The organism is Dactylosporangium maewongense, assembly GCF_039531485.1.
Lineage (GTDB): Bacteria > Actinomycetota > Actinomycetes > Mycobacteriales > Micromonosporaceae > Dactylosporangium > Dactylosporangium maewongense.
In genome coordinates, this window is sequence record NZ_BAAAQD010000001.1 from 1,129,720 (window position 1) to 1,156,148 (window position 26,429).

Here is a 26,429-nt window from a genome sequence, read left to right on the forward strand (position 1 = left end):
AATTGAGATGACCAGAATGATTTGTGGCAGCGATCTTGCGAAAAGTTCGCAAGATCATCGAGAGGTTCGGAGGTGGCCCGCTGCACTCGACCGAATCATCGGCGCTGCGCTACTTCCGCGAGGTCGCGGCCACCGGCTCGGTGATGCGCGCCGGTGCGAACCTGTTCGTGGCGCCCAGCGCCGTCAGCCGCCAGATCCGCCTGCTGGAAGAGGACCTCGGCGTGCCGCTGTTCACCCGCGGCTCCCGCGGGATGACCCTGACCGCCGCCGGGCACCACGTCCTGGAGTTCGCGACACACACCCAGCAGCGCGCCGCCGACCTGCGTTCGGAGCTCGACGCCGACCGGCACGGCGTGCGCGGACACGTCGTCATCGCCACCGTCGAGGGCCCGCTGGGCCGGTACATCCCGGACACCCTCCAGGCGCTGGCCTCCACCCACCCCGACATCCGCATCGATGTCCGCGTCGCCGGCTCCCACGACGTCGGTGCCGCCGTCGCCGAGGGCACCGCACACCTCGGGTTCGTCTTCGGAGCGCCGACCCGCTCGGATGTCATCACGCTGAAGGACCAGCCGTTGCCCCTGTCCGTGATGGTCCGCCCCGACCACCCGCTCGCCGGGCTGCCGGCGTGCTCGCTGCGCGACGTCGGCGATCATCCGGTCGCCCTGCCCGGCACGCGCTTCGGCATCAGGCAGGAGGTGGACCGGGCCTGCGCGGAGACCGGTACCCACCTGAGGATCAGCCACGAGGTGGACTCGCTCGCCCTGTTGCGCGACATCGCGGCACGCACCATGACGGCGATCTTCATGGCCGCCGAGGACACCGCCGCCGAACTGGCGCGGGGCACCCTGGTCCGCGTCCCCCTCACCGACCGGCGGTTGACCAGAACCCGCCTGACCCTGGTGAAAGGGCTCCAGCCCTACAGCTCTCCCGCCGCGAGGACCGTCGGCGACGCGCTGCTGGCGGCCATGGACTGATCCGTTGGCCTACCGGCCGTCGAGCGCTGTGAGGTCGGCGCGGACGTCGGCGGCGTGCGGGGAGCCGAGGTCGGTGTAGAGGGCCAGGGCGTGGTCGTAGTGGTGCCGGGCGAGGGCGGGGTCGCCGAGGGCCCGGTGGGCGTGGCCGAGGCTCGCGTGGGCGCGGGCCCGCTGGTCGCGGGGGGCGGTGCGGAGCACGGTGGTGAGGTGGGGCAGGGCGTCGGTGGGGCGGCCGGCGGCGATCGCGGCCTCGGCCAGGCCGTTGAGTGCCCGGGTCTCGCCGTCCCGCTCGCCGGACTTCTGGAAGAGGGCGAGCGCCTGCTGGTGGAGGTCGGCGGCCCGGTCGGGCCGGCCGAGCCGGGTGTGGACACTGCCCAGGCCGTCCAACGCCCAGGCCTCGCCGCGGGGCCAGGCGAGTTGCCGGCACAGCGCGAGCTCCTGCTCGTGGTGCTCGGCGGACGCCTGGTAGCGGCCCCGCCGCATCTCGGCGATGCCGAGGTTGTGCAGGGCCATGGCCTCGCCGCGTGGGTAGCCGGTCTGCCGGAACAGGGCGAGCGCCTGCCCGTGGTGCTCGGCGGCGGCCTGGTAGAGGCCCCGGAAGTCCTCCACGACGCCCAGGTTCATCAGGCTCATGGCTTCGCCGGTGGTGTGACCGGCCTGCCGGAACAGGGTCAGTGCCTGCCTGTGGTGGTTGGTGGCGACCTCGTACCGCCCCCGGTGCTCCTCGACGTTGCCGAGGCTGGTCAGGACGCGGGCTTCGCCGATCGCGTCGCCGAGCTGCCGGTACAGGATCAGGGCCCGCTCGTGGTGGTCTGTGGCGACCTGGTGCCGCCCCCGGTGGTCGTCGACCCGGCCGAGGTTCAGCACGACGCGGGCTTCGCCGACCTGGTCACCGGCGCGCTGGAACAGGGTCAGCGCCTGTGCGAGGTACTCCCCGGCGGGGTCGGTCCGGCCGAGGCCGAGGTTGGTGGTGCCGAGGGCGAGCAGCGTGTGGGCCTGCCCGGCGACGTCGCCGGTCTGGCGGGCGGCGTCGCGGGCGTGCCCGTGGATGGTCAGCGCGTCGATGTAGTGGCCGCCTTCGAGGTGTTCGTACAGGGCCATCGACAGCCGCACCGCGTGGGTGGGCAGACCGTGGACCGCGGTGTGGGTGACGGCGGCCAAGAGGCAGGGCCGTTCGGCGTCGAGCCACCGTTGGGCGGTCTCGGGGTCGGTGAGGTCCGGGGCGGCTGCGACTGGCGGGGGAGTGCCGGACTGGTCCTGGGCGCCCGCGGGGTGCAGGAGACGCGCGGCCGCCGTGGCGGTGGCCAGGTAGTAGTCGAAGAGCCGGGTCGACGCCGCCCTGCGGCCGGTCTCGGGGTCCTCCGCACTGGCCAGGCTGATGGCGTAGGCGCGGAGGAGGTCGTGCATGGCGTACCGGCCGGGGCCGGTGGGGTGCACGAGGTGGGCCCGGGCGAGCCGCTCCAGGGCGTGGCGGGCCGGCGCGAGGCCGGCGCCGGTGAGCGCGGCGGCGCTGTAGGCGTCGAAGTCGGGGCCGGGGTGCAGGCCCAGGAGGCGGAAGGTTCGGGCGGCGTCGGGCGGAAGGTGTCGTATCGACCAGGAGAACACGGCGGTCACGGCGGCGCGGGGGTCGCCGTCGGCGTCGAGAAGGTCCAGGCGCTGCTGGTGGTCGGCCAGCTCGTCGACGAGTTCCGTGATGGGGGTGGTGGGGCGGGCGACGGCGAGTTCGGCGGCGACCCGTAGCGCCAGTGGTAGCAGGGCGCACTGGGCGGCGAGTGTGGCGGCGGCGGTGGGGTCGGCGTCGATGCGGTGGCCGATCAGGCGGCGGAGGAGGGTGACGGCGTCGTCGGGTGGGAGCAGGTCGAGGGTGAGGCGTTGGGCGCCGTGGACGGCGACGAGTCCGGCGAGGCTGTCACGGCTGGTCACCAGCACCATGCACGGTCCGGTGCCGGGCAGCAGCGGGCGGACCTGTTCGACGGTGGCGGCGTTGTCCAGGACGATGAGCATGCGCCGGCCGGCGATCTCGGTGCGGTAGCGGGCGGTCCGTTCGTCCAGGTCGGCGGGGATGTCGGGGCCGGTGACGCCGAGCGTGTCGAGGAACCTGGCGAGGACGTCGTCGGGTCTTGCGGGTTGGTCGGGGTCGTAGCCGCGGAGGTTCACGTACAGCTGGCCGTCGGGGAACCGGTCCCGGGTCTGGTGGGCCCAGTGCACGGCCAGCGCGGTCTTGCCGACTCCGGCGGTGCCGGCGACGGCGGAGATGACGACGGTCGCCGACCGGTCGGCGTTGTCGAGCAGTTTGGTGAGCTGTCGCAGGTGGTTGGTGCGGCCGACGAACCCGGCCACGTCGGCGGGCAGCTGCGCGGGCGCGGGCCGCCCGCGTGCCGGGGCCTCGTCCGCCGGCTGCTGCCCGGCGTCGTCCAGCGCGGACCGGAAGAACCGGTCCCGGTCGTCGCCGCGCAGCGCGAACGCGTCGGCGAGCAGCCGCACCGTGCTGGCGCGTGGGCGGTCGATCCGGCCGGCCTCGAGATTGCGGATGCTGCGGGCACTCACGCCCGTCCTGGCGGCCAGTTCCTCCTGCGTCATGCCCCGCCGCTGGCGATGGGCACGCACCTGCGCGCCGAACATCCGATCCTTCCCGTAGATGCCGAGCCCCGACGGCATCAGTACCGGGCCGGACCCATGCCGGGGCCCAGGATCTCAGCGGCGGAAGTTGCCGGTCAACTTCCGCCCGCCGACCTCGCGGCCGCCACTGCGTCCGGCGATCCTGGAAGACATCCCGGACACCGGTGCTTCGACACGACGCAGGCCAGGGTGGTGGGCCGGAAACGGGGGGCCCACCACCCTGGCCTGCCGGGCGGCTGTCGTTACGGCGCGACCAGGAACGGGGTGATGACCTCGACCGGGCCGGACGGCGCCGACTCGTCGCCGTTGGCGTTGACCGCGGTCAGCCGGTACACGTGGCGTTCGGCGCCCCGCGTGCGCAGGGTCACCGCGCCGGCCGGGTAGGTGCCGACCACCGTCGCGCCGTCGTAGAGGCGGTAGGTCAGGCCGGCCGAGGTCGACCAGGACAGCGGGATGTCGGCGTAGTACCCGTCGGCGATCGTCGCCCGGCCCGCCTGGAAGCCGGCCGGGGCCGCCGGCCGGTCGGCCGCTCCCGGCAGCGTGGTCACCGTGACCGGCGCCGAGGCGGGCGTGTCGGTGCAGCCGGTCAGCAGGCCCACCACGCGCAGCTGGTGCGTCGACGCGGACGCCAGGCCGGTGAGCACCGCGGCCGGCTCGGTGACGGTGGCGACGACGGTGTTGCCGTCCAGCACGGTGTACGAGGTGGCGGTCGACTCGAGGGTCCAGTCGAGGCGGACGGTGGACGCGGTGACGGCGGACGCGCTCACCCGCGCCGGGGCCGGCGGCTGGGCCGGGCAGGGTTCGGTCGACGGCGACAGCACGGGGCTGTGCTCGGACTCGTTGCCGGCCACGTTCAGCGCCGCCACCGTGAAGCGGTGCCCGGTGCCGTGGAACAGTCCGGTGACCGTCGCCGACCGGGTCCAGCTCGTGGCCACCCGGTAGGCGCCGTCGTAGATCGCGTACTGGTGGACGTAGGACCCGTCCGTCGGCCCCGACCAGGCCAGCGCGATGGAGCGGTCGCTGCGGCCGGTGACGACCAGGTCGCGCGGGGCCGCCGTGGTGTTCGTCGTGCCCGGCAGGGTGCGGGTGGTCGCGTACCCCACCGTGGGTTCCTGCGAGCCGCAGCCGACCCGCCGCAGCGCGACCGCGTACGAGGTGTCCGGGGTGAGGCCCCCGACCCGCAGGCTGGTGCCGGACACGATGCCGTGATCGCGGCCGTTGACGCTCAGGGCGAGCAGCGGCGACGACCGGCCCACGGTCCAGCGCACCGACAGGGCGGAGGAGGTCACGTCGAACACGGTGGTTGGCGCGGGCTCGGTGCACTGCGGCGCCATGCCGGGCGTCCACGTGGTCCCCGTGAACGGCGCCGACTGGGCCGACTCCACGCCGGTCGCGGAGACCGCGGTCACGGTGTAGGTGTGGGTGGTGTTGACGCCGATGTACTGCATGGGCGCCGACGTCGTCGCGGTGCGCCGCACGGCCACCCCGCCCTCGTACACCCGGAACGACGCGACCGCGGGACCGCCCGCCGGCTGCCGCCACGACAGCGAGATCCCGGTGTTGGCGACCGACCCGGTCAGGTCAGCAGGTGCGAGCGGGACCGGCCCGGTCGCGGCGGCGGCGCCGGGCACCCCGGTGAGCCCTGCCAGCAGCACGCCGAGCGCGGCTGCCCGAACGAGGAACCTGCGCATCGACGATCCTCTCTAGGGGAACGGCGAGCAACTGTAAACAAAGCTTCCTGTTGATGTCAATGGTCCGGCGCGAGCGGCGCCTGGGGGCAGCGAGGCCCACACCGCCTCATCGACTCCTATTCGTCATAGGAGGTCGCATGTACAGGCAGAGCAAGGCGAAACGGCGCACGCTGGCGGCCGGAGTGCCCACCGATACGCTTGTTAGCTCGGTGTGCCACATGTCCGATCACCAATAGGAATACACGCCACGTGACGATCCGGCTGCGTAGCGAAGGAAGTCGGTCGATGGGTTGATTTGCGGTCGTGGACCTCTCTACGGTGGGCCACGGCCCGTCTCGGCGGCAGGTCTCCCTCGAGGCCCTGGGGCGCCGGCTGGAGGAAGGGCGTCGCCTCGGTGGACCGTAACCGCACGTTCTCGATCGTTCGCAGAACGCTGGTCGTGGCCGCCGTCGCCCTCGCCGGACTGGTGCCGTCCGTCTCGGCGCACGCCGAGCCGTCGCTGCCGGAGATCGAGCGGCAGCTGGACGAGGCGTGGGAGAAGCTCGAGCCGGTCATCGAGCAGTACAACGACCTGCACAGCCAGCTCGCGGCGAACCAGACCAAGGCCAAGACGCTCACCGCCACGCTCACGCCCCTGCAGCAGCAGGTCGACGCCGCCATGCACGAGGTCGGGGTGATGGCGGCGCGGCAGTACAAGTACGGCAGCGCGTCGGTGCTCAGCGTGCTGCTGTCGACCGACTCGCCGCAGACGTTCGCCGAGCAGCTCGCGACGTTGAACCGCCTCGCGAAGAACAGCGCCGACCAGATCGCGTCCGTCGCGCAGCTCCGCGACGGATACGCCGCCGACAAGGCGAAGATCGACGCCCTCGTCGCGCAGCAGCAGGAGCAGGAGACCGAGCTCGCCGCCCGCAAGAAGTCGATCCAGGCCGAGGTCGACCGGCTGCAGGCGCTGCGCCGGCAGCTCGGCGCGACCGACGTGCCCAAGAGTGAGCTGTACATCGGTCAGTGCCCGGCCGTGTACATCGGCGGCGCGGCGGGCACCGCGGTCAAGACCGCCTGCGCGCAGATCGGCAAGCCGTACGTGTTCGGCACCGTCGGACCCGGCACCTTCGACTGCTCCGGCCTGACCCAGTACGCCTGGAAGGCCGCGGGCGTGTCGCTCACCCACTACACGGGCGCGCAGTGGAAGCAGGGCAGCGCGGTCAGCAAGGCCGACCTGAGGCCCGGCGACCTGGTCTTCTTCTACAGCGACCTGCACCACGTCGGGATGTACGTCGGCAACAACCTGATGGTCCACGCGTCCCGTGCGGGGGTGCCGGTCCGGATGGCCCGCATCGACACCATGCCGTACATGGGCGCCCGCCGCCCCGGCTGACGGATCCCGCCCGTTCACCGGCTCGGGGTGAGCTGGACCCGGCGCAGGAGTTGCGCGTTGAGCGCGACGACGATCGTCGACGCGGACATCAGCACGGCCCCGACGGCAGGGCTGAGGGTGATCCCGGCCCAGGCGAGGGCGCCGGCGGCGAGCGGGATCGCGACGATGTTGTACCCGGCGGCCCAGGCCAGGTTCTGGACCATCTTGCCGTAGCTGGCCCTGGACAGCCGGATGACGCCGGTGACGCCACGCGGGTCGGACGAGGCCAGCACGACGCCGGCCGACTCGATGGCGACGTCGGTGCCGGCGCCGATGGCGATGCCGACATCGGCGCGGGCCAGGGCCGGGGCGTCGTTGACGCCGTCGCCGACCATCGCCACGCGCAGCCCGCGCCGCTGCAGGTCGGCGACGGTCCGGTCCTTGTCGGCCGGGAGGACCTCGGCGTACACCTCGTCGACGCCCGGACGTAGCCCGAGGTCGGCGGCGACGGCGTCGGCGACCTGCCGGGCGTCCCCGGTGATCATGACGATCTTGCCGACGCCGAGCCGCCGCAGCCGCGCGATAGCCTCCCTCGCCTCCGGCCGGACCTCGTCCTCCAGGGCGAGCGCGCCGACGGCGTGCGGGGCGTCATCGTCGAGCCGGATCAGGTGCAGCACGGCGGCGCCGCGCCCGGCCCACGCGGCGGCCGCGGCGGCGACGTCGTCGGGCAGGCCGACGCGCAGCTCCCGCAGCAGCGCCGGGCCGCCGACGGTGTAACGGACCCCGCCGACGGTGGCCCGCACGCCGCGGCCGGTCAGCGACTGGAATTCCTCGGCACGCAGGTCGGTCGCGCCGTCCCGCCGGGCCGCGGTCACGATGGCCCGGGCCAGGGGATGTTCGCTGTCGGCCTCCACCGCGGCGGCGGTGCGCAGCACCTGCTGCCCCGTGTGCCCGTCCGCCGCGGCGACGCCGGTGACGGTGTGCGCGCCCTTGGTCAGGGTGCCGGTCTTGTCGAACAGCACCGCGTCGACGGTGCGCATCCGCTCCAGCGCGAGGCGGTCCTTGACCAGGATCCCGGCGCGGGCGGCCACCGCCGTGGACAGCGCGATCACCAGCGGGATGGCCAGGCCGAGCGCGTGCGGGCAGGCGATGACCAGCACCGTGACCGTCCGCACCACCGACCCGTCCAGGTCGCCGGCCGCCCACCAGGCGGCGAAGGTGACCAGCCCGGCGCCGGCGGCGACGTAGAACAGCCAGGCGGCGAACCGGTCGGCGAGGACCTGTGCCCGGCCGCGGGACCGCTGGGCCTGCCCGACGAGGCGCTGGATGCCGGCGAGGGCGGTGTCGTCGCCGACGGCCTCGACCTCGACGCGCAACGCTGAGTCGGTGGCGACGGTGCCGGCCACGACCCGGTCGCCGGCGGTCCGGGCGACCGGCCGCGACTCGCCGGTCACCATCGACTCGTCGAGCTCGGCCCGGCCGTCGACGATGTGACCGTCGGCGGGCACCCGGCCGCCGGAGCGGACCAGCACCGTGTCCCCGACACGCAGGTCGCTGACCCGCACGGGCCGCGGCCGGCCGTCGGTGTCGAGGAGCTCGGCGTCGTCGGGCAGCAGCGCGGCGAGGGCCGCGAGGGCGCCGCCGGCCTGGCCGATCGCCTTCATCTCCTGCCAGTGCCCGAGCAGCATGATGGTGACCAGCGCGGCCAGCTCCCACCAGAACTCCAGGTCGAACCAGCCGAGGCTGGTGGCCACGGAGGCGGTGTAGGCGACGGTGATCGCCATCGCGATGAGCAGCATCATGCCCGGGGCGCGGTCGCGGACCTCGGCGACCGCGCCGGCGCGGAACGGCCATCCGCCGTAGAGGAACACCACCGTGCCGAGCACCGGCCCGACGAGAGCCATGCCCGGGAAGTCGAGCCGGTAGCCGAGCCAGCCCATCACCATGTGGCTGGTCGCGACGATCGGGATGGTCAGCACGAGGCTGAGCCAGAACTTGCGCCGGAACGCCTCAGGGTCGTGCCCCGCGTGCTTGTCGCGCCCGCTGCCGTGCGGCTGTGTCATCGCCGGCTCCTTCCGTCCCGCTCGACGCACCCCCATGGGGTATGCGCGGCAGGCGAGAGTGGCCTGGGTCCGAGGTCTACGATGTTGCATAGGAGGTGGTCGGGGAGTGGTGCGGAGCCGCCGTATGCGGTCTGCCGGTGTGCGGTCGCACGCCTGGCTGCTGGCCGCGGTGCTGCTCGTGCTGGGTGTCGCGTGGATGCACACCCTGGCCGCCGCCCCGCTCCCGAAGGCGACGCACGCGAGCATGGCGACGGCCGTCCAGGCGATGCCGCAGTGCGCTCCGGACGGGCACCACGACTCCTGTCCCGGCGGTCCGCACGGAGGTGGTCACGCCGAGGCGATGTGCCAGTCGGCCATGCCGCCCGCCATCGGCGCCCCCGCCCCCACCTTCACCGTGTCACAAGCGGTGCCGCCCGCCACTGTGGTCCGGACGCTGGCCGTCACCGTCGCGGCCGAGGCGGCCGGCGGCAGCGGTTGCGGACCGCCGGCGCGCAGCGTGCTGTCGATCTGGCGTACGTAGGCCGTCTCAGGAGTCGTTGCTGCCGCCGGCACCTTGCCCGCGGCGACGTCCTGACGCGTCCGCGTCACCGTTTCGAATCCTCAGGAGCTGGACTCACCATGCGCACGATCAACCTTCGCCGGGCCGCGATCGCCACCGGCGCGCTCAGCCTCGCCCTGCTCGCCGGTGGTTGCGGCGACGGCGGGATGGACCACGGCACCATGGGCACCGGCGCCCCCACGTCCGTCGCGGCGCCGAAGTCGGGTGCCACGTTCAACGCCACCGACGTCAAGTTCGCCACCGACATGATCCCGCACCACCGTCAGGCCCTGGACATGGCGAAGATCGCCCAGTCGAAGGCCACCACGCCGGAGGTGAAGGCCCTGGCCGACAGGATCGCCAAGGCGCAGGAGCCGGAGATCGCCACCATGTCCGGCTGGCTGACCGCCTGGGGTGAGCCGGTCCCCAGCCCCGGTGGCATGAGCCACGGCGACATGGGCGGCATGGGACACATGCCCGGCATGATGACCGACCAGGAGATGCAGGACATGTCCAAGGCCACCGGCAAGGACTTCGACACCATGTTCCTGCAGATGATGATCAAGCACCATCAGGGCGCGGTCGAGATGGCCAAGACCGAACAGGCCCAGGGCCAGGACCCGGCGGCCAAGCAGCTCGCCGGGAAGATCGCCGCGGACCAGACCGCGGAGATCACCGAGATGCAGGGGATGCTGGCCAAGCTGTAGTCGCTCGGCGGGTGCGGCGCCGGCATGCGGCGGTGCCGCACCCGCGGGTTCGATTCAGTCCCCTGCCGCGGCGGACTGCTCAGGGCGCAGCGGTGTCCCTGGCGCAGCTGCGTAGCCCGTCACCGCTCGTTCACGCGGGAGCCGGTCTGCTGCTGCTCATCGTCGCGACGGTGCTGTCGGTGTACAAGCCGCGCGGCATCACCGGCTTCGGCCTGCGCCGCGCCGCAGCGGCTTCATAGCAGGGGCCTTCAGCCGCGGCGCAGCAGGCGGCCGACGGCGGCCATCATCTCGGTGGCCATCTCCTCGCCCTTGCCCTCCTCGGCGCCGTGCTGCATGCAGTGCCGGGAGTGGTCGTCCAGCAGGCCCAGTGCGACCTTGTCCAGGGCGGCCTGGATCGCGCCGATCTGGGTGAGCACGTCGATGCAGTAGCGGTCCTCGTCGACCATCTTCTCGATCCCGCGCACCTGCCCCTCGATGCGTCTGAGGCGGCCCTGCAGCTGGTCCTTGGTCGCGGTATAGCCGCGTGCCGGTGTCGTCATGCCACCCAGTGTATGAACCCCCCGGGGGTATCGTCCAGGTCGTCTGCTGCGGCTCGGCAGCGCTCGACGCGCGCGGACGAACATCCAGATCGCCGGCGCCGGCCGCTGTGGCGAAGTCCGGGTTGACGGATATACCCCCTGGGGGTAAGGATGGCTCCACACGGATACCCCCTGGGGGTACGAAGGAGTGATGGAGATGGCAAGCGCATCCCGGCGGTGGTGGGCTCTCGGGCTCATCGCCCTGGCTCAGTTCATGGTCATCATGGACACCTCGATCATCGGTGTCGCCCTGCCCCGCATGCGGGACGAACTCGGCTTCACCCCGGGCAACCTGTCCTGGGTCTTCAATGCCTACGTCGTCGCGTTCGGCGGCCTGCTGTTGCTCGGTGGCCGCCTGTCGGACCTGTTCGGCGCCCGGCGGGTGTTCGCCGCCGGCTGGGCGGTCCTGCTGGCCGGATCGCTCGCCGCCGGGCTCGCCGACGGCGTCGCGGTCGAGCTGGCCGCCCGCGCCGTGCAGGGCACCGGCGCGGCACTCATCGCCCCGTCGGCGCTGACGCTGCTGATGATGCTCTTCGGTGCCGAGCCGAAGGAGCTCACCAAGGCCCTGGCGCTGTACGGTGCGGCCGCGCCGGCCGGTGGCACGGCCGGGGTGTTCCTCGGCGGGGTCATCACCGAGTACGTCAGCTGGCCCTGGGTGTTCTACATCAACGTCCCGATCGCCGTGCTCGTCCTCGCCGCCATCCCGGCGGTGATGCCGTCCGGTGGCGCCCGCCGCGGCTCGCTCGACCTGCTCGGCGCGCTCACCGTCACCGTGGGTCTGGCCGCCGCGGTGTACGCGATCGTCCGCGCCCCCGAGGTCGGCTGGTCGTCCGTGGGGACGTGGCTCGTGCTCGGCGCCGCGGCGCTCGCGCTCGCCGCGTTCGTGGCGATCCAGGCGGCCCGCCGCGAGCCGTTGATGCGGCTGTCGATCTTCCGGGCGCCGAACCTCGCCGCGGCCAACGTCGCACAGCTGCTGCTCGGCGCGGCATGGATCCCGATGTGGTTCTACCTCAACCTGTACCTGCAGCAGGTCCTCGGCTACAGCGCCTTCCCCAGCGGCGCCGCGCTGCTGCCGATGACCGCCCTCATCATGCTCGGCATGATCTTCCTCGCCCCGCGGGCGATCGGCCGGTTCGGCCCCAGGGCGATGGTCGTCGCCGGCCTGACCGTGCTCGCCGCGGGCCTCGGCTGGCTGGCGTTCGTCCGCCCGACCGGCAGCTTCGTCGCCGACGTGCTGCCCGCCTCGCTCGTCGCGGCGCTGGGCATGTCGCTCGCCTTCATCCCGTCGCTGGGCACCGCGATCGGTGCGGCCAGGCCCGAGGAGGGCGGGCTGGCGGCCGGCATCGTCAACACCAGCTACCAGGTCGGCTCCGCGCTCGGCCTGGCCGCGATGACCGCCGTCGCCGCCGCGTCTGGTGCCGACCGGCTCGGCGACCTGCCCGCGCTGACCGACGGCTACTCCGCCGCGTTCACCGGCGCCGCAGTGATCGCCCTGGCCGGCGCCGTGATCGCCGCGATCGCACTGCGCCCGGCGCCCGCGGCCGCGACCGAGCCCGTCCGGGTCTGACCTGTCACATCCGCACCGGGACAAGACCGTCTCGTTGATACCCCTAGGGGGTAGGGGTACAGTGGAACCATCGACCGATGAGGAGCACCGCAATGAACACGACGACTTCCCTCTACGAGGTGGCGAGGTAGTCATGCGCACACCGCTCAAGCTCGGCGCCTACGCGCTCGGCCTGGCGGCCGTGTTCGCCGCCGCGGTCGGGATCGGCCACGTCGCCGGTCCCGCCGCGGCCCCGGCCGCCCACACCGGCACCGACCACGACGCCGCCGCCGACCCCGGCCACCAGCCGACCGGCGGCCACGACCAGCACCAGACCGGGGCCGCGGCGGCACTGCCCGCCGGGCTGCAGGTCACCCAGGACGGCTACCGCATCGAACCGCTCAGCACCACGCTGAGCACGACCGGGCCCGCCCCGTTCCGCTTCCGGATCACCGGCCCCGGCGGCGGACCCGTCACCGCCTACACCAGAAGCCACGACAAGGACCTGCACCTCATCGTCGTGCGCCGCGACCTGGCCGGGTTCCAGCACGTGCACCCGCAGCGCGACGCCGACGGCACCTGGAGCGTCCCCCTCACCGCCGGAGCTCCCGGCCAGTACCGGGTCTTCGCCGACTTCCAGCCCGCCGGGCATCCGCGCGGCCTCACCCTCGGCGTCGACGTCCCCGCCCCCGGCGACTACCAGCCCCGGGCCCTCCCGACGCCGCGGCGCACCACGACCGTCGACGGCTACACCGTCACCGTCGACGGCGACCTGGTCCCCGGCACGTCGTCGAAGCTGACCCTCACCGTCACCCGCGACGGCGTCGCCGTCACCGACCTGCAGCCCTACCTCGGCGCGTACGGCCACCTCGTCGCGGTGCGCGACGGCGACCTCGCCTACCTGCACGTCCACCCCGACGGTGCGCCGGGCGACGGCCGCACCACCGCCGGCCCGCGGATCACCTTCTACGCCGAGGTGCCGTCGGACGGGACCTACCGGCTGTTCCTGGACTTCCAGCACGGCGGCGTCGTCCGTACCGCGGAATTCACCGCCATCGCCGGCGCCACGGCGCAATCGAATCCGGCCCCGTCTGAGCACGGCGAGCCCGGTCACACGCACAGCTGAGGACATGTCATGGCACTCACCCGGCCGCTGATCGCGGCACCACAGCGCTTCGAACTGGCCATCGGCGGCATGACCTGCGCCTCCTGCGCCGCGCGGATCGAGAAGAAGCTCAACCGCATGGACGGCGTCACCGCCACCGTCAACTACGCCACCGAGAAGGCCGACGTCACCGTCACCGGCGAGGTCACCGCCGCCGACCTCATCACCACCGTCGAGCAGACCGGCTACACCGCGGCCCTGCCCACACCACCACAGGCAACCGCCGAGCCTGTCGACGAGCTGCGACCGCTGCGGACCCGGCTGTGGGTTTCGCTGGTACTGACGGTGCCGGTGATCCTGCTCGCCATGGTCCCGGCGTGGCAGTTCGACTTCTGGCAGTGGGCGTCGCTGACCCTCGCCGCGCCGGTCGTCGTGTACGGCGGCCTGCCGTTCCACAAGGCCGCCTGGACCAACCTGCGCCACGGCGCCGCCACCATGGACACGCTCGTGTCGCTGGGCACCCTGGCGGCGTTCGGGTGGTCGCTGTGGGCGCTGTTCCTCGGCACCGCCGGCACCCCCGGCATGACGCACCCGTTCGAGCTCACCATCGAACGTACCGACGGCGCCGGCAACATCTACCTCGAGGCCGCCGCCGGCGTCACCCTGTTCATCCTCGCCGGCCGCTACTTCGAGGCCCGGGCCAAGCGCCGCGCGGGCGCCGCCCTGCGCGCCCTGCTCGAGCTCGGCGCCAAGGACGTCGCCGTCCTGCGCGACGGGACCGAGCACCGCATCCCGGTCGACCAGCTGGCGGTGGGGGACCGGTTCGTCGTCCGGCCCGGGGAGAAGATCGCCACCGACGGCGTCGTCGACGAGGGCACCTCCGCCGTCGACGAGGCCATGCTCACCGGCGAGTCCGTCCCGGTCGAGGTCGGGCCCGGCAGCGCCGTCACCGGCGCCACCGTCAACGCCGGCGGGCGCCTCGTCGTGCGGGCCACCCGCGTCGGCGCCGACACCCAGCTCGCCCAGATGGCCAAGCTGGTCGAGCAGGCCCAGACCGGCAAGGCCGCCGTCCAGCGCCTCGCCGACCGCATCTCGGGCGTGTTCGTCCCGATCGTCATCGTGCTCGCCGTCGGCACCCTCGGCTACTGGATCGGCACCGGCTCCGGCCTCACCGCCGCGTTCACCGCGGCCGTCGCCGTGCTCATCATCGCCTGCCCCTGCGCCCTCGGCCTGGCCACGCCGACCGCGCTGCTCGTCGGTACCGGCCGCGGCGCCCAGCTCGGCATCCTCATCAAGGGCCCCGAGGCTCTCGAATCCACCAGGCGGATCGACACCGTCGTGTTGGACAAGACCGGCACCGTGACCACCGGCCGGATGGCGCTCGTCGACGCGGCCGCGGTCGACGACGAGGTGCTCCGCCTCGCCGGTGCCCTCGAGGCCGCCTCCGAACACCCGATCGGCAGCGTCACCGCCGCCGCGGCCACCGAACGGTTCGGCGCCCTCCCCGCGGTGTCCGGATTCGCCAACGCCGAAGGGCTGGGCGTGCGGGGCACCGTCGACGGGCGGCTGGTTGTCGCCGGGCGGGCCCGGCTGCTGCTCGACGACGGACTGACCATCCCCGACGAGCTGCGGGCCGCACAGGCCGCCGCCGAGCACGCCGGGCAGACCGCGATCCTCGCCGGCTGGGACGGCCGGGCCCGGGGCGTGCTGACCGTCGCCGACACGGTCAAGCCGACCAGCCGCCAGGCGATCACCGAACTGCGCCGGCTCGGCCTCACGCCGATCCTGCTGACCGGCGACAACGCCACCGTCGCCCGCACCATCGCCGAGCAGGTCGGCATCACCGAGGTCGTCGCCGACGTGCTGCCCGCCGGCAAGGTCGACGCCGTCGCCCGCCTGCAGGCCGCCGGGAAGGTCGTGGCGATGGTCGGCGACGGGGTCAACGACGCCGCCGCGCTCGCCCAGGCCGACCTCGGCCTCGCCATGGGCACCGGCACGGACGTCGCCATCGAGGCCTCCGACCTCACTCTCGTCCGTGGCGATCTCCTCGCCGCAGTCGACGCGATCCGGCTGTCCCGGCGGACCCTGCGGACCATCAAGAGCAACCTGTTCTGGGCGTTCGCCTACAACGTCGCCGCCCTGCCCCTCGCCGCCGCCGGCCTGCTCAACCCGATGCTCGCCGGCGCCGCCATGGCCCTGTCGTCGGTGTTCGTCGTGTCCAACAGCCTGCGGCTGCGCGGCTTCCGGTCCAGGCACGCCACCACCACATGATGCGGGCACGCTCGCCTGATGCATGGCGCTCGATGTAGGTTCTGGCGATGGCGCCGTCGGTGGAAGGACAGGGGATCCCGCGCCGCTCGGTGCTGGCCGGCGCCGGGATCCTGGGCGGGTCGCTGCTCGGTGCGGCGGCGTGCAGCGACCCGCCGCCACCCGCGTTCCACGGCGTCCACCAGTCCGGCATCACCACGCCGGTCCTGCCGTTCCTGCAGATGTCCGGCTTCGACGTGGTGGCGAGGGATCGCGACGGCCTGATCGAGCTGCTGCGGGCGTGGACCGGGGTCGCCGAGGAGTTGACCCGCGCGGCGGGTGCCGCGCTCACCGTCACGTTCGGCTTCGGACCGGCCCTGTTCACGGAGGGCCGGTTCGGCCTGGTCGACCGCCGCCCGGCGGCACTGGCCGAACTGCCCACGTTTCCCGGCGAGTCCCTGGAGCCCGCCGCTGGCGGCGGCGACCTCTGCATCCAGGTCTGCGCCCAGCACCCGACGACGGCACACGACGCGGTCCGTGCGCTCGTGAGCGCCGGTCGGGGCAATGCCGTGCTCCGCTGGCGGCAGGTCGGTTTCCGCGACGCGGGCGACGCGGCGGACCCCGTCGGGTTGTTCGGGTTCCGCGACGGCACCGCCAACCTCGACCTGACCAAGGAGCAGGAACAGGCCGAGCACCTCTGGGTGAGCGACGGACCCGCGTGGCTGCACGGCGGCACATACCTCGTCGTGCGCCGGATCCGGCTGCTGCTGGACACCTGGGACCGCACCGACGTCGCGACCCAGGAGACGGTCATCGGCCGCCGCCGCGACAGCAACGACCGCCTGGACCTTCCCGCGTCACACGCCCGGCTGGCGTCGCCCGAGGCGAACGGCGGCGCCAAACTGCTGCGGCGGTCCTACTCGTACGACGCCGGCGCGGACCCGAACGGGCTGATCGACGCCGGGCTCATCTTCATCTGCTACCAGCGCGACCCGCAGCGGCAGTTCGTCGCCATCCAGCGCCGGCTCGCCGCGAACGACCCGCTCAAGGGCTTCAGCCAGCACCTGGCCGGCGGCGTGTTCGCGTGCCCGCCCGGGGTCGGGCGGGGGTCGTGGATCGGTGCCGCGCTCTTCTAGGGTTTCGCTCTGGGCAGTGAGATCCGGGTGACCGCGATGGCCTTGGCCTTGGCGTCGGCCGGCGGGTTCCGGCCGCTGAACTTGGTGATGACGTGCGTCTTGCCGCTCATCACCTGCAGCTCGTACTTGTCCGGCGTCCAGTACGCCTCGTCGCCGATCCCGGTGACGGGCTCGACGACGGCTGGGTTGCTGCGCCCGCGTTCGAAGTCGTCACGCCCGCTGGTCTGGGAGTCGTCGAGCAGGTACAGGTACTCCGTGATGGTGGGTGTGCCGCCGGGGGCGAGGGGTCCGAGTTTGGCTGTCAGGCCGAAGGCGCACACCGGCGGCCAGCTCTCCACCTTCCGCGGCGGGTCGACCGGGATCGCCAGGACCTGGGCGGCCTCCTGCTGCGTGAGGGTCCGGCACGGGTCGTCCACCTGACTGACGTCCCACGAACCGTGCAGGGCCGTCGGGCTGCCGGACGGGTGCACCGGCAACCCGGCCGACGGCGGCGCGAGCACCGGACCGGCGACGGCGGGCGATCGGTGCTCAGCCGGCGGTTGTTCGGCGGTACAGCCGGCGCAGGCCGCGACAAGCGCCATCGCCGCCAGCACCCGACAGGAAAACGATTGCCTGGCGGACGTCCTCCACATGCAGCGGAGTCTACGACCATCGATAGTATTTTAACAGGTCGCGAAAAAAGTCCCGGCACCGAATCCTGTCGATGATCGACAACCATGTTGCGCGTCGTCTCGTCGATGCTTCGGACGGCAAACTACTATCGAATCTAGTAGCTTGCGGCGTACGGTCGTGGCTCCGATGACCGGTCGCCACCGTTCGGGCGGCGCGGTGGTGGGCGCGGCCACGCTACGCTAGCCGTCAGTCGGGCGGAGGGTGCGTCGTGCAAGGGTTCGGAGAGCTGGAGACGGCACTCATGGAGGTGCTGTGGAAGCGGCAGGCGCCGACCACCGTCCGCGAGGCGATGGACGACCTGCGGTGGCACCGGAAGCTCGCCTACACCACCGTCATGACCGTGATCGACACGCTGTACCGCAAAGGCTGGCTGACCCGTGAGCCGGACGGCCGCGCGTACCGGTACCTGCCGGCACTGACCCGCGATCAGGTCGTCGCGCGGACCATGCACGAGGTGCTCGTGGACAGCGGCGACCGCGGCGAGGCGCTGATGCACTTCGTCGGCCGGATGACCATGGACGACGCCGCCGCGCTCCGCGAGGCGCTCAACAGCTACGAGCGGCGGATCTCGGGCCGATGAGTCCACTGCTGCTCATCGCGTTCACGCTCGTCCTCGCGCTCGTGGCCGCGCCGCGGCTGGCCGGGGCGTCGTGGGTGGTGCGGGCGCCGCGGCTGGCCCTGACCGCCTGGCTGGTCGGGTCGTGCGCCGTCGTGGCGGCGAGCCTGCTCACCGGGCTCAACCTGCTGCTGTACTGGGACCGCACCCACGACCTGGTGAGCGGGGCCTGGCACTTCTGCCTCGACTCGCTGCTCGGCCGGCACGACGCGCCGGCCCAGGTCGCCGCGGTCGTCGGCCTCGTGACCGTGGCGGCGCTGTGCTACCGGATGGGGCTCGGCGTCACCCGGATGGCCGCCGTCCAGCGTGCGCGGCGGGCCGATCTGCGGATGCTCGTCCGGCTCGCCGGCATCCCCTCGCCGGTGCCCGGCGCGACGGTGGTGCGGCATGACCAGCCCGCCGCCTACCTGATGCCGGGGCGGGCGACCGACATCGTGATCACCTCCGGCGCCGTGGACCAGCTCCGGGCGCCGGAGCTGCACGCCGTGCTCGCCCATGAGCGCGCCCACGCCAGCGGACGGCACTACCACCTCACCCACTGGGTCCGGTTCCTGGAGCAGGCGTTTCCCGGGGTCGCCGCCTTCACGCTGGCGAGGCGGCAGGTCGAGCGGCTGGTCGAGCTGTGCGCCGACGACACCGCCGCCCGCAGTGCCGAGCGGATCGACCTCGCCCGGGCGCTCGTCACCATGGCGCAGCCGGTCGGCGCGGGCGGCGGGCTGCTGGCCGTCAGCGGCGGCGACAGCCTGGAGCGACTGCACCGCCTCCTCGCCCCGCCGCGGCCGCTCGCCGCGGCGGCCAAGGCGTGCGTCGCCGCGGGAGTGGCCGCGGTCGCGGTCGCGCCCCTCGCCATGGCGATGTTCGACCGCTGCTGCGGGTCCTGGGTGCCCGCCGCGCTGTCGTTGTAGCCGGGAACCTTGGCGCTGACCGTTTCGCACTTTTTCAGCTATTTCACAGCTGGCGTCCCGTAACCGGCGTGAGCCGGCCGTGTTGATCCACCCGACTGATCCCGCCGGCGGAGCCGACGAGAGGTGGATGTGCAGCGCAAGGTCGTGTCGGCCGTGGCAATGGTCGTGTGCGCGCTGTTGCTGCACCTCGGCGCGGTGCACCATCCGGTCGGCGCCGTCTCCGGCGTACACGCGGCGGCCGGCAACCAGCAGTTGCCGGTCGTGGAGCGTCCCGCCGACTGCACGGGGATCGACCGCGACCAGGTCGCCAGACCCATGCGGAGCCAGCCCCTGGCGGAGCGCCGGGTCGGCGTCGTCGGTGACGTCATCCAGAGTCGCTGCGTGGCAGCCGTGCCCGCAGCGCCGCGGGCAGCCGCCGGCCGCCGGTACATCGCGGGCCGGATACAGGCCCTCCTGCAGATCCTGCGGTGCTGAGCGACCCACCTCTGCCCGCCGCACGAGACCACGCGTCCTCCGACCCGTTCTGAGCGACGCGCGCCGGCATGTGCGGCGGCGTGAGGCGCAGCCACGTCACTCACACCGCTACCGAACCTGGACGATCATGCAGACCTTCATCGACCACGCACGTGCCTTCCCCGAGACCGTCAAGCGCCAGTCGCACCGCTTCGCCCGGCTGGCCGACGCCGCGCGGACCGACACGATGCCGATGGTCCGGCGCTGGCTCGGCCACACCGCGGACCTCGCGACGGCGGCCGAGGACCTGGCCGAGGACCTGGCCGCGGATCTGGCTGTGGACCCGGCTGCGGATCTGGCTGTGGACCTGGCTGCGGCGGCGCAGCGGCACGTGCTCACCCAGCTCGACCACCTCCAGAGCCACCCGGGCGTCGCGCGCCGACTGGCCACCGGCCGCCTCAGGCTGCACGCCTGGGTGTACGCGGTCGACACCGGCCAGGTGCTCGCCGCCCGGCCCGGCTCCGACGCGTTCCGGCCGCTGTGACCACGCCCGTGCGCCGGGCGATGCGGGTCGCCCGCACCGACCTGCCGGCCTCGATCGTGGTGTTCCTCGTCGCGCTGCCCTTGTGCGCCGGGGTCGCCGTGGCGTCCGGCGTGCCGGCCGAGCTCGGACTGGTGACCGGCGTCGTCGGGGGACTGGTCGCCGGGGCGCTGCCCGGCAGCAGCCTGCAGGTCAGCGGACCCGCGGCCGGCCTCACCGTGCTCGTCGCCGAGGCCGTCGGCACGTACGGCGTCGCCGCCCTCGGGCCGATCGTGCTGGTCGCCGGGCTGCTGCAGATCGGGCTGGGCGCGTTGCGGTTCGGCCGCTGGTTCCAGGCCATCTCCGTCGCGGTCGTGCAGGGCATGCTGACCGGCATCGGACTGCTGCTCATCGCCGCGCAGCTCTACGTCCTCGCCGGCGCCACGGCACCGTCGAGCGGCATCGACAAGCTGGCCGGGCTGGTCCGGCTGGCCGTGCAGGCCGGCACCTCGAGCACGGCGCTGACCGCCGTCGCGGTCGGACTGGGCACCATCGTGATCGCCGTGCGGTGGGCGCAGCTGCCCGGCCCGGCGCGCCTGGTGCCCGGCACGCTGGTCGCGGTGACGGCCGCGTCCGCCGCGACGGCGGCGCTGGACCTGCCGCTGGCGACCGTGGACGTCGGCGGGCTGCTCAGCGTGCTGCAGCCGTCGATCGGGCAGCTCCGGCAGCTGGCGGACGTGGGTGTGCTCGGCACGGCCGTCGCGTTCGCGCTCGTCGCCTCGGCGGAGAGCCTGTTCAGCGCGTCCGCCGTCGACCGGATGCACCACGGGTCGCGGACCGCGTTCGACAAGGAGCTCATCGCGCAGGGCGTCGGCAACAGCGTCTGCGGTGTGCTCGGCTCGCTGCCCATGACGGCGGTGATCGTGCGCAGCGCGGCGAACGTCCAGGCCGGCGCGCGGACCAAGGCGTCCCGGGTGCTGCACGGGGTCTGGCTGCTGGTGTTCGTCGCGGCGCTGCCGGCCGTGCTCGCGCTCATTCCGCTGCCGGCGCTGGCGGGCGTGCTGATCCACGCCGGGTTCAAGCTGCTGCCGGTCAAGGTCCTGCCGTAGCTGTGGCGTGAGCACCGGGGCGAGGCGCTGGTGCTGGCCGGGACCGCCGGCGCCATCCTGCTCATCGACATGTTCCAGGGTGTCCTGATCGGGATCGGTCTCGCGGTCGCGAAGTCGGCCTGGGAGACGTCGCACGTCCGCGTGCACGTCACCGACTCCGGTCAGGGCCCGATCCACGTCAGGCTGGTCGGCAACGCCACGTTCCTGCGGTTGCCCGTCATCCTCACCGCGCTGTCGGGCCTGCCGGCGCACTGGGCCGTGCAACTGGACCTGCGCGGCCTGCGGCACGTCGACCACGCCTGCCAGTCCGCCCTGAGCACCTGGGCCGACCGGCACAACAGCACCGCGCCGACGCCGGTCCTGCTGCTCGCCGGCGGACACGACCCACCGTCGGCCTCCGGGCCGTAGCGGCCGCGATGCGTGGCTTCCGCACGCGCAAGGGCGTGTCCTCCGCCTGATGGCGGCTGACACGCCCCGCTGGCACCTGCGCGCGGACCGCTCGACCCCGTCGGGGGTCGTAGAGGGGTCAGTGTCCGGCGATGGAGGGGCCGTGCCCGCCGTCGGAGATCTGGGTGCCCTCGGCGAAGGCGGACTGGAACTGGGCGCGCAGCGCGTCGATGCTCGCGTACTCGGAGGACGACGACTGCTCGCTGCCCTCGGCGGCGAAGACGCTGTTGGTCTCGGCCTCGTCGTGGCTGTAGCTGGTGTAGTCGGTGGACTCGAAGCGGGAGCCGTCCGCGCCGACGTACTCGACGTGCTTGCCGGTCTCGAAGTCCGTGGACTCGGCCGACGCGCTGTCCTGGCTGTAGACGCCGAAGTCCGACTGGTAGTCCTGCTCGCTGCCGGCCTCGGTGTGCAGCTGCTCGACGTCGCCGGACTCGTAACCGGTCTCGAACTCGCCGTACTCGCTCATCGCGGTGTTCCTTCCAATTGGCTGTGTCGTTGTCGTCCGTGTTGCTGAGAAGGACAGTACTAGGCGGGCTAGTAGTAACGAATCCCCGAATCGTGCCACCGCCGTGGCCGGATCGGGCGGCGGTGACGGGGCGCGTACCGTGGCGGCATGCAACTGCGCGGGGTCGAGGTGGCGGACGGGACGACGGCGACGCTGTGGTTCACCGACGGCGGTGTGCACGTGGTCGCCCGCGCCGCCCGCCGGCAGGCGCTGCTGCGCTGGGCGGGCGGGTCCGCGTTCGGCGCCCTGGCCCTCGCGATGACCGGCATGGGCGTCGGCGCCGCCGTCAATGCCCGGGCCGGCGAGGTGCTCTTCGCGGCCGCGGGCGCCCTCGCGGTGTTCGCCGTGGCCGCGGCCGTCGCCGGCTGGGTCCTGTCCGTGCGGGCCGGACGGGCGATCCGTGACGGTGTGACAGCACCGGACCTGCCGCTGGAGGGCATCCAGTGGGCGCGCAGCACCGAGGAAGGGGGGCGGGTGCGGGTGTCCGTCGGCATGGCCGACGGCGAGGTGCACGAGTTCGCGGCGGCGGGCATGACCGGCGCGGACCTGGTCCGCCAGTTCGCCGGGCTGCTGGGTGCCGACGGCGGCCCGCCCGACGGCTCCCCGGCGCCGGAATGAGCCCGGAAACACCCTCCTACTACGGTGGATAGGAGTCGTTGGTACCGTGGTGGCTCGCGTCTGATCGAGGAGCGCCGGTGGGGGACTTCTTCGCAGGGGTCGCCGCGGGCGGCCCCCTGCTGGCGGGAATGGCCGTAGCGCTGCTGGCGGGTGTGGTGAGCTTCCTGTCGCCGTGCGTGCTGCCGCTCGTGCCCGGCTACCTGTCCTACGTCACGGGCCTCGCCGCCACCACGCTGCCGGGGCCGCGACCCGTGGCATCCGGGAGTACGGCGTCCGGGAATGCGGCAGGCGGCGCGGTGGCCGTCGCGCCGGCGGCCGGGCGTGGACGGATGCTCGCCGGTGCGTGCCTGTTCGTCGCGGGGTTCACCGTCGTGTTCCTGCTGACCGGGGTGACGTTCGCGCAGGCCGGTCGCCTGCTGTGGCAGCACGCCCGGACGGTCGAGGTCGTCGCGGGGGCGCTGACCGTCGCGCTGGGACTGGCGTTCGCCGGCCTGCTGCCCCGGGTGCCCAGCGAGCGCCGGCTCCGGTTCCTTCCCCGCGCCGGGCTGGCCGGTGCGCCGATCCTCGGGGCGACGTTCGGGCTGGGCTGGGTGCCGTGCGTGAGCCCGACCCTCGGCGCGGTGCTGTCGCTGGCCGCGGTGGACGCGACGGTCGGCCGGGGGCTGCTGCTCGCCGCGGCGTACTGCGCCGGGCTCGGCCTGCCGTTCCTCGCCGTCGCGGTCGGCATGCGGCGCGGGCTGGCCTTCATCACCGCGACCCGCCCCTACCGCCGCGCCATCAACGTGGCGGGCGGCGTGATGCTGATGGTGGTCGGTCTCGCGCTGCTGACCGGCGCGTGGACCGAGTTCATCATCTGGCTGCGGGTGACCGTCGGGCCCGGAGTGATCGGCATCTGAGAGAACGTCCGGCGCGGCGGGATCGCTGCCACGCGGCGCGAGCCCCTGAGCGAGGCGGAACGCGCGCCGCGTCAAGCCGGGTTGACAGCGACCACACCAAGGTCCCCGGCTCGCGATGAATACTACTATCGAGACTAGTAGTAGGTCGAGAGGGTCTAGCCGACCGGGATTCTGGCGGTGACCGTCGCCTGGTTGATGTCGTCGACGCGGACGGTGACGCGCATGTCCCAGGTGCCGGCGGTGGGGAACGCGATCTGTCCGCTGGCGTGGTCCGGGGTGAGGGCCACGAGCGGCACAGTGATCGGTTCGACCTCCTTCGACGGCAGTGCGACCGTCGCCTTCCACTCCACGACCTTGAGCGGCGCGCTGCCGTCGGGTTTGCGGGCGTACAGGTGGACGGTGTTGATCCCGGTCCTGGCCGGCGAGACGTCGACGACGACCTGGAACAGGTTGCTGCTGACCCTGACCTCGACCGGCCGGCCGGGTCGGCCCGCGGCGGCCTCGACGCTGCGCGCCGGGGTCGTCTGCACCAGCACGGAGGTCACGCCGAGGACGAGCACGACGACGCCGATCTCGACGAGGACCCCGATCCGCAGCCGCCTGCGTACCGTGGCGCCGGCCACTTCCTCGTCGGCGTCGTCGGTGGCGGCCGGGTAGTTGCGGTTGGTGACGCTCCGTGCGTACGCGGCGGCCGCGAGGATGACGGCGAACAGGCAGACCTTGACGATGACCAGCCGCCCGTACAGGGTGCCGGTGAGCGCGCCGAGGGTGCCGATCTCGACGAGAGCCTGGGCGGTGCCCGCCAGGACGAGGACGGTGACGGCGAGCAGCGCCCAGCCGGACCAGACCGGCATGATGACGCCCAGCTCGCGGTGGTCGGCGTGGCGGAGCAGGAACCCGAACAGCATGACCAGGCCACCGACCCAGACGGCCATCGCGGCGAGGTGCGCGGCGTCGGCGACGACGGTGAGCGCGGGGACCGGGGAGGCGCTCGGGTGCCCTGACAGCGGCCAGGTGGCGGCGCCGACGACGCTGAGCCCGATCAGCAGCGCCTGGTCGAGCCTTCCGGCGCGCAGGCCGGCGACCGGCCGAAGGAGCAGCACGGCCGCGGCGACGGCGGCGAGACGGATCAGGTGGGCGGCGCCGTAGGTGCTGCCGAGCACGTCGCCTGCGCCGTCGGTGGTTGCGTCGAGGAGGTCGCCGCCGGAGGTGTACGGGATCTGCAGGTACAGCTCCAGCAGGGCGCTGACCGCGACCAGACCGGCACCGGCGAGCGCGAGGCGGACCGGGCCGGTGGTGGGCAGCCGGGCCGGCCACAGGGTGAGGAGGACGAGGGCCGGCCCGACCAGCAGGATCAGTCCCAGGAAGCCGATCCACCGCGCGGCCGACATGGTGTGCTTCACCAGGGGGTCGGTCTGGACGTCGGCGCCCGCGTCGTCGGTCGGGGTGGCGGTGACCTCGCCGTAGGAGAAGGCGAAGCCGCCGCTGATCGGGTGGTTGTCCGCGGAGATGACCCGGTAGCTGACCAGGTAGGTGCCTCGCGGTCCGTTGCCGCGCAGCGGGATGACGAGGTCGGCGCCGCGGGCCGTGACTTTGCCGGTGTCCAGGCGCCCGCCGTCCGGCGCGATGACCCTGACCTTGTCGGCGACGGGCCGGACGGGCTCGGTGAACGTGACGACGACCTCGCCGGGCAGCGCGTCGACGACGACGTCCGCCGTCGGGTTCGAGCCGACCAGCGTCGCGTGCGCACTCGCCGGTCCGGCCGGCAGCGCGAGGACGGTGAGCCCGCCGAGCGTCACCGCGGCGAGCAGTGTCCGCCAGCTCATCGCAAGGTCCTCCAGAAGTCCCAGAACTCCACGCCGATCAACGCGACCAGGACCAGGAGCCAGGCGGTGAGGATCGTGCTGTGGAACCGCGCGACCGCGGCCACGATCGGCCGTCCGCCGAGGTTGTGCAGCGTCACGTACCAGAAGACGGCGATCGTCACGACCCACACGGCCATGCAGTACGGGCACAGGGCGCCGATGCGGTACACGCTCTGCACGAACAGCCAGTGCACGAAGACCACGCCGAAGACGGCGCCCGCCTGCAGCCCGAGCCACCACCAGCGGGGCAGGACGGCACCGGCGAGGACGGCGACGCCGGTGGTGACGACCACGGTGAACCCGACCAGGCCGAGCAGGGGGTTGGGGAACCCGAAGACCTCGGCCTGGTCGCTGCCCATGATCGAGCCGCACGACAGGATCGGGTTGATGCTGCACGTCGGCCGGTACGCCGGGTCCTGCAGCAGCCGGATCTTCTCGACGGTGAGCACGAACGCGGCGGCCAGCCCGAGCGCGCCGGCGACAGTGAGCAGCCACCCGAGCCTGCGGGCGTGGACCGGCATCAGCCGCCGGCCGCGAGGGCGTCGTCGACGGCCTTCTTCAGGTTGGCGTACGTGGGGGAGACCTGCAGCCGCTTGCCGTTGAGGAAGAACGTCGGGGTGCCCTGGACGCCGAGGTCGGTGCCGTCGGCCTTGTCGCGGTTGACGCGCTCGACCGTGGCCGGTGCGGTGACGTCGGCGCGGTAGCGGGTCATGTCGAGGCCGAGCTGCTCGGCGTAGCCGGCGAACGTGTCCGCGTGCGAGGTCCGCGCCTCGCCCCACTCCTTCTGGGTGTCGAACAGCTTGGTGTACATGGCCTCGAACTTGTCCTGCTGCGCCGCGGCCTGCGCCGCCTGGGCGGCGTTCTGGGCGTTGGTGTGGTTGGGCAGCGGGAAGTACCGCACCACGTAGGTGATCTTCCCGGTGTACTCCTTGCGGAGCCGCTCGACCGACGGGTAGGCGGCGCCGCAGGACTCGCACTCGAAGTCCAGGAACTCCACCAGGGTGACCTTTCCGTCGGCGGCGACGTCGAGGCGGTGGCTGTCCGCACGGACCAGCCGTGGGTCGGCCGCGCCGGTGACCGGCTCGGCTTCGCTGCCGGTGCCGTCGACGACGAGGAACGCGCCGACGGCGATCACGGCGGCGACCACGAGGGTGACGGTCAGCATCAGGTTGCCGTTCTGCCACCACCCGCGGGCCGGCCGCCGGGTCGGGCCGGCGCGTCGGGCCGGTGCGTTGAACGCGGAGGTGCGGGGCTTGGCCTTC

At 73.1% G+C, this 26,429-nt stretch carries 26 protein-coding genes; 17 read left to right on the forward strand and 9 right to left on the reverse strand.

What is annotated here, in order from left to right; translation table 11 throughout:
- Positions 1 to 35: 35 nt before the first annotated feature.
- Positions 36 to 977, forward strand: a complete 942-nt coding sequence (locus ABD332_RS05120) for a LysR family transcriptional regulator (RefSeq protein WP_344499996.1) — start codon at positions 36 to 38, stop codon at positions 975 to 977.
- 9 nt (positions 978 to 986) lie between these two features.
- Here the strand turns inward: ABD332_RS05120 and ABD332_RS05125 are convergent, their stop codons facing one another.
- On the reverse strand, positions 987 to 3,635 hold the full coding sequence (locus ABD332_RS05125) for an ATP-binding protein (protein WP_344499998.1): 2,649 nt from the start codon (positions 3,633 to 3,635) through the stop codon (positions 987 to 989).
- 203 nt (positions 3,636 to 3,838) lie between these two features.
- Entirely contained in the window at positions 3,839 to 5,287 is a 1,449-nt protein-coding gene (locus ABD332_RS05130) for a fibronectin type III domain-containing protein (protein ID WP_344499999.1), read from the reverse strand.
- A 394-nt stretch (positions 5,288 to 5,681) separates the two neighbouring features.
- On the opposite strand from ABD332_RS05130, the gene ABD332_RS05135 reads away from it, so the two are divergent.
- Entirely contained in the window at positions 5,682 to 6,662 is a 981-nt protein-coding gene (locus ABD332_RS05135) for a C40 family peptidase (RefSeq protein ID WP_344500000.1), read from the forward strand.
- A 14-nt stretch (positions 6,663 to 6,676) separates the two neighbouring features.
- On the opposite strand, the gene ABD332_RS05140 is transcribed toward ABD332_RS05135, so the two are convergent.
- Complete coding sequence (locus ABD332_RS05140; RefSeq protein WP_344500002.1) at positions 6,677 to 8,704, reverse strand: heavy metal translocating P-type ATPase; 2,028 nt, start codon at positions 8,702 to 8,704, stop codon at positions 6,677 to 6,679.
- 124 nt (positions 8,705 to 8,828) lie between these two features.
- Between ABD332_RS05140 and ABD332_RS05145 the strand changes: the two genes are divergently transcribed.
- The 3 genes from ABD332_RS05145 (at position 8,829) to ABD332_RS05155 (ending at position 10,188) form a co-directional block, all read left to right on the forward strand.
- Positions 8,829 to 9,224, forward strand: a complete 396-nt coding sequence (locus tag ABD332_RS05145) for a DUF6153 family protein (protein ID WP_344500004.1) — start codon at positions 8,829 to 8,831, stop codon at positions 9,222 to 9,224.
- A 98-nt stretch (positions 9,225 to 9,322) separates the two neighbouring features.
- Positions 9,323 to 9,949, forward strand: coding sequence for a DUF305 domain-containing protein (locus ABD332_RS05150; protein ID WP_344500006.1), 627 nt, complete (start codon positions 9,323 to 9,325; stop codon positions 9,947 to 9,949).
- A 92-nt stretch (positions 9,950 to 10,041) separates the two neighbouring features.
- The gene (locus tag ABD332_RS05155) at positions 10,042 to 10,188 is read left to right on the forward strand and encodes a hypothetical protein (RefSeq protein WP_344500008.1); all 147 of its coding nucleotides are present in this window, start codon (positions 10,042 to 10,044) and stop codon (positions 10,186 to 10,188) included.
- Between the two features lie 9 nt (positions 10,189 to 10,197).
- Here ABD332_RS05155 and ABD332_RS05160 read toward each other — a convergent pair whose 3' ends face one another.
- Positions 10,198 to 10,488 (reverse strand): metal-sensitive transcriptional regulator, encoded by a 291-nt coding sequence (locus ABD332_RS05160; RefSeq protein WP_344500010.1) that lies wholly within the window; start codon positions 10,486 to 10,488, stop codon positions 10,198 to 10,200.
- Between the two features lie 196 nt (positions 10,489 to 10,684).
- On the opposite strand from ABD332_RS05160, the gene ABD332_RS05165 reads away from it, so the two are divergent.
- From ABD332_RS05165 to ABD332_RS05180, 4 genes are all read left to right on the forward strand, one after another.
- Positions 10,685 to 12,094 carry an MFS transporter gene (locus ABD332_RS05165; protein WP_344500012.1) on the forward strand — a complete coding sequence of 470 codons (1,410 nt, stop codon included), beginning with the start codon at positions 10,685 to 10,687 and terminating at the stop codon, positions 12,092 to 12,094.
- A gap of 133 nt (positions 12,095 to 12,227) precedes the next feature.
- A complete protein-coding gene (locus tag ABD332_RS05170; RefSeq protein ID WP_344500014.1) occupies positions 12,228 to 13,199 on the forward strand; it encodes a hypothetical protein in 972 nt (323 codons plus the stop codon).
- A 9-nt stretch (positions 13,200 to 13,208) separates the two neighbouring features.
- Positions 13,209 to 15,449, forward strand: coding sequence for a heavy metal translocating P-type ATPase (locus ABD332_RS05175; protein WP_344500016.1), 2,241 nt, complete (start codon positions 13,209 to 13,211; stop codon positions 15,447 to 15,449).
- Between the two features lie 47 nt (positions 15,450 to 15,496).
- A complete protein-coding gene (locus tag ABD332_RS05180) occupies positions 15,497 to 16,561 on the forward strand; it encodes a Dyp-type peroxidase (protein WP_344500018.1) in 1,065 nt (354 codons plus the stop codon).
- Here the strand turns inward: ABD332_RS05180 and ABD332_RS05185 are convergent.
- Entirely contained in the window at positions 16,558 to 17,142 is a 585-nt protein-coding gene (locus ABD332_RS05185; protein ID WP_344500020.1) for a hypothetical protein, read from the reverse strand. The two genes, ABD332_RS05180 and ABD332_RS05185, sit on opposite strands and share 4 nt — an antisense overlap.
- 299 nt (positions 17,143 to 17,441) lie before the next feature.
- Here ABD332_RS05185 and ABD332_RS05190 point away from each other — a divergent pair, with 299 nt between their 5' ends.
- The 6 genes from ABD332_RS05190 (at position 17,442) to ABD332_RS05215 (ending at position 21,244) form a co-directional block, all read left to right on the forward strand.
- Positions 17,442 to 17,813: a BlaI/MecI/CopY family transcriptional regulator gene (locus ABD332_RS05190; protein ID WP_344500022.1), complete on the forward strand. Its 372-nt coding sequence runs from the start codon at positions 17,442 to 17,444 to the stop codon at positions 17,811 to 17,813.
- Complete coding sequence (locus ABD332_RS05195) at positions 17,810 to 18,754, forward strand: M56 family metallopeptidase (RefSeq protein ID WP_344500024.1); 945 nt, start codon at positions 17,810 to 17,812, stop codon at positions 18,752 to 18,754. The genes ABD332_RS05190 and ABD332_RS05195 overlap by 4 nt, the downstream gene beginning before the upstream one ends.
- Before the next feature lie 123 nt (positions 18,755 to 18,877).
- Complete coding sequence (locus ABD332_RS05200; protein ID WP_344500026.1) at positions 18,878 to 19,228, forward strand: hypothetical protein; 351 nt, start codon at positions 18,878 to 18,880, stop codon at positions 19,226 to 19,228.
- A 127-nt stretch (positions 19,229 to 19,355) separates the two neighbouring features.
- On the forward strand, positions 19,356 to 19,751 hold the full coding sequence (locus ABD332_RS05205) for a carbonic anhydrase (protein ID WP_344500028.1): 396 nt from the start codon (positions 19,356 to 19,358) through the stop codon (positions 19,749 to 19,751).
- The gene (locus ABD332_RS05210) at positions 19,748 to 20,836 is read left to right on the forward strand and encodes a SulP family inorganic anion transporter (protein ID WP_344500030.1); all 1,089 of its coding nucleotides are present in this window, start codon (positions 19,748 to 19,750) and stop codon (positions 20,834 to 20,836) included. The genes ABD332_RS05205 and ABD332_RS05210 overlap by 4 nt, the downstream gene beginning before the upstream one ends.
- 30 nt (positions 20,837 to 20,866) lie before the next feature.
- The gene (locus tag ABD332_RS05215) at positions 20,867 to 21,244 is read left to right on the forward strand and encodes a hypothetical protein (RefSeq protein WP_344500032.1); all 378 of its coding nucleotides are present in this window, start codon (positions 20,867 to 20,869) and stop codon (positions 21,242 to 21,244) included.
- Positions 21,245 to 21,362: 118 nt separating this feature from the next.
- Here the strand turns inward: ABD332_RS05215 and ABD332_RS05220 are convergent, their stop codons facing one another.
- The gene (locus ABD332_RS05220; RefSeq protein WP_344500034.1) at positions 21,363 to 21,749 is read right to left on the reverse strand and encodes a hypothetical protein; all 387 of its coding nucleotides are present in this window, start codon (positions 21,747 to 21,749) and stop codon (positions 21,363 to 21,365) included.
- 147 nt (positions 21,750 to 21,896) lie between these two features.
- Here ABD332_RS05220 and ABD332_RS05225 point away from each other — a divergent pair, with 147 nt between their 5' ends.
- Together ABD332_RS05225 and ABD332_RS05230 are read left to right on the forward strand one after the other, a co-directional pair.
- Complete coding sequence (locus ABD332_RS05225; protein WP_344500035.1) at positions 21,897 to 22,406, forward strand: hypothetical protein; 510 nt, start codon at positions 21,897 to 21,899, stop codon at positions 22,404 to 22,406.
- 77 nt (positions 22,407 to 22,483) lie between these two features.
- A complete protein-coding gene (locus tag ABD332_RS05230; protein ID WP_425552121.1) occupies positions 22,484 to 23,302 on the forward strand; it encodes a cytochrome c biogenesis CcdA family protein in 819 nt (272 codons plus the stop codon).
- 155 nt (positions 23,303 to 23,457) lie between these two features.
- Here ABD332_RS05230 and ABD332_RS05235 read toward each other — a convergent pair whose 3' ends face one another.
- The 3 genes from ABD332_RS05235 to ABD332_RS05245 are packed head-to-tail and all read right to left on the reverse strand — an operon-like array spanning position 23,458 to position 26,332.
- Positions 23,458 to 25,128 carry a copper resistance CopC/CopD family protein gene (locus tag ABD332_RS05235; RefSeq protein ID WP_344500037.1) on the reverse strand — a complete coding sequence of 557 codons (1,671 nt, stop codon included), beginning with the start codon at positions 25,126 to 25,128 and terminating at the stop codon, positions 23,458 to 23,460.
- Positions 25,125 to 25,688 (reverse strand): vitamin K epoxide reductase family protein, encoded by a 564-nt coding sequence (locus tag ABD332_RS05240; RefSeq protein ID WP_344500039.1) that lies wholly within the window; start codon positions 25,686 to 25,688, stop codon positions 25,125 to 25,127. The genes ABD332_RS05235 and ABD332_RS05240 overlap by 4 nt, the downstream gene beginning before the upstream one ends.
- Complete coding sequence (locus ABD332_RS05245; protein ID WP_344500732.1) at positions 25,688 to 26,332, reverse strand: DsbA family protein; 645 nt, start codon at positions 26,330 to 26,332, stop codon at positions 25,688 to 25,690. Before ABD332_RS05245 ends, ABD332_RS05240 begins: the two co-directional genes overlap by 1 nt.
- Between the last annotated feature and the right edge of the window lie 97 nt (positions 26,333 to 26,429).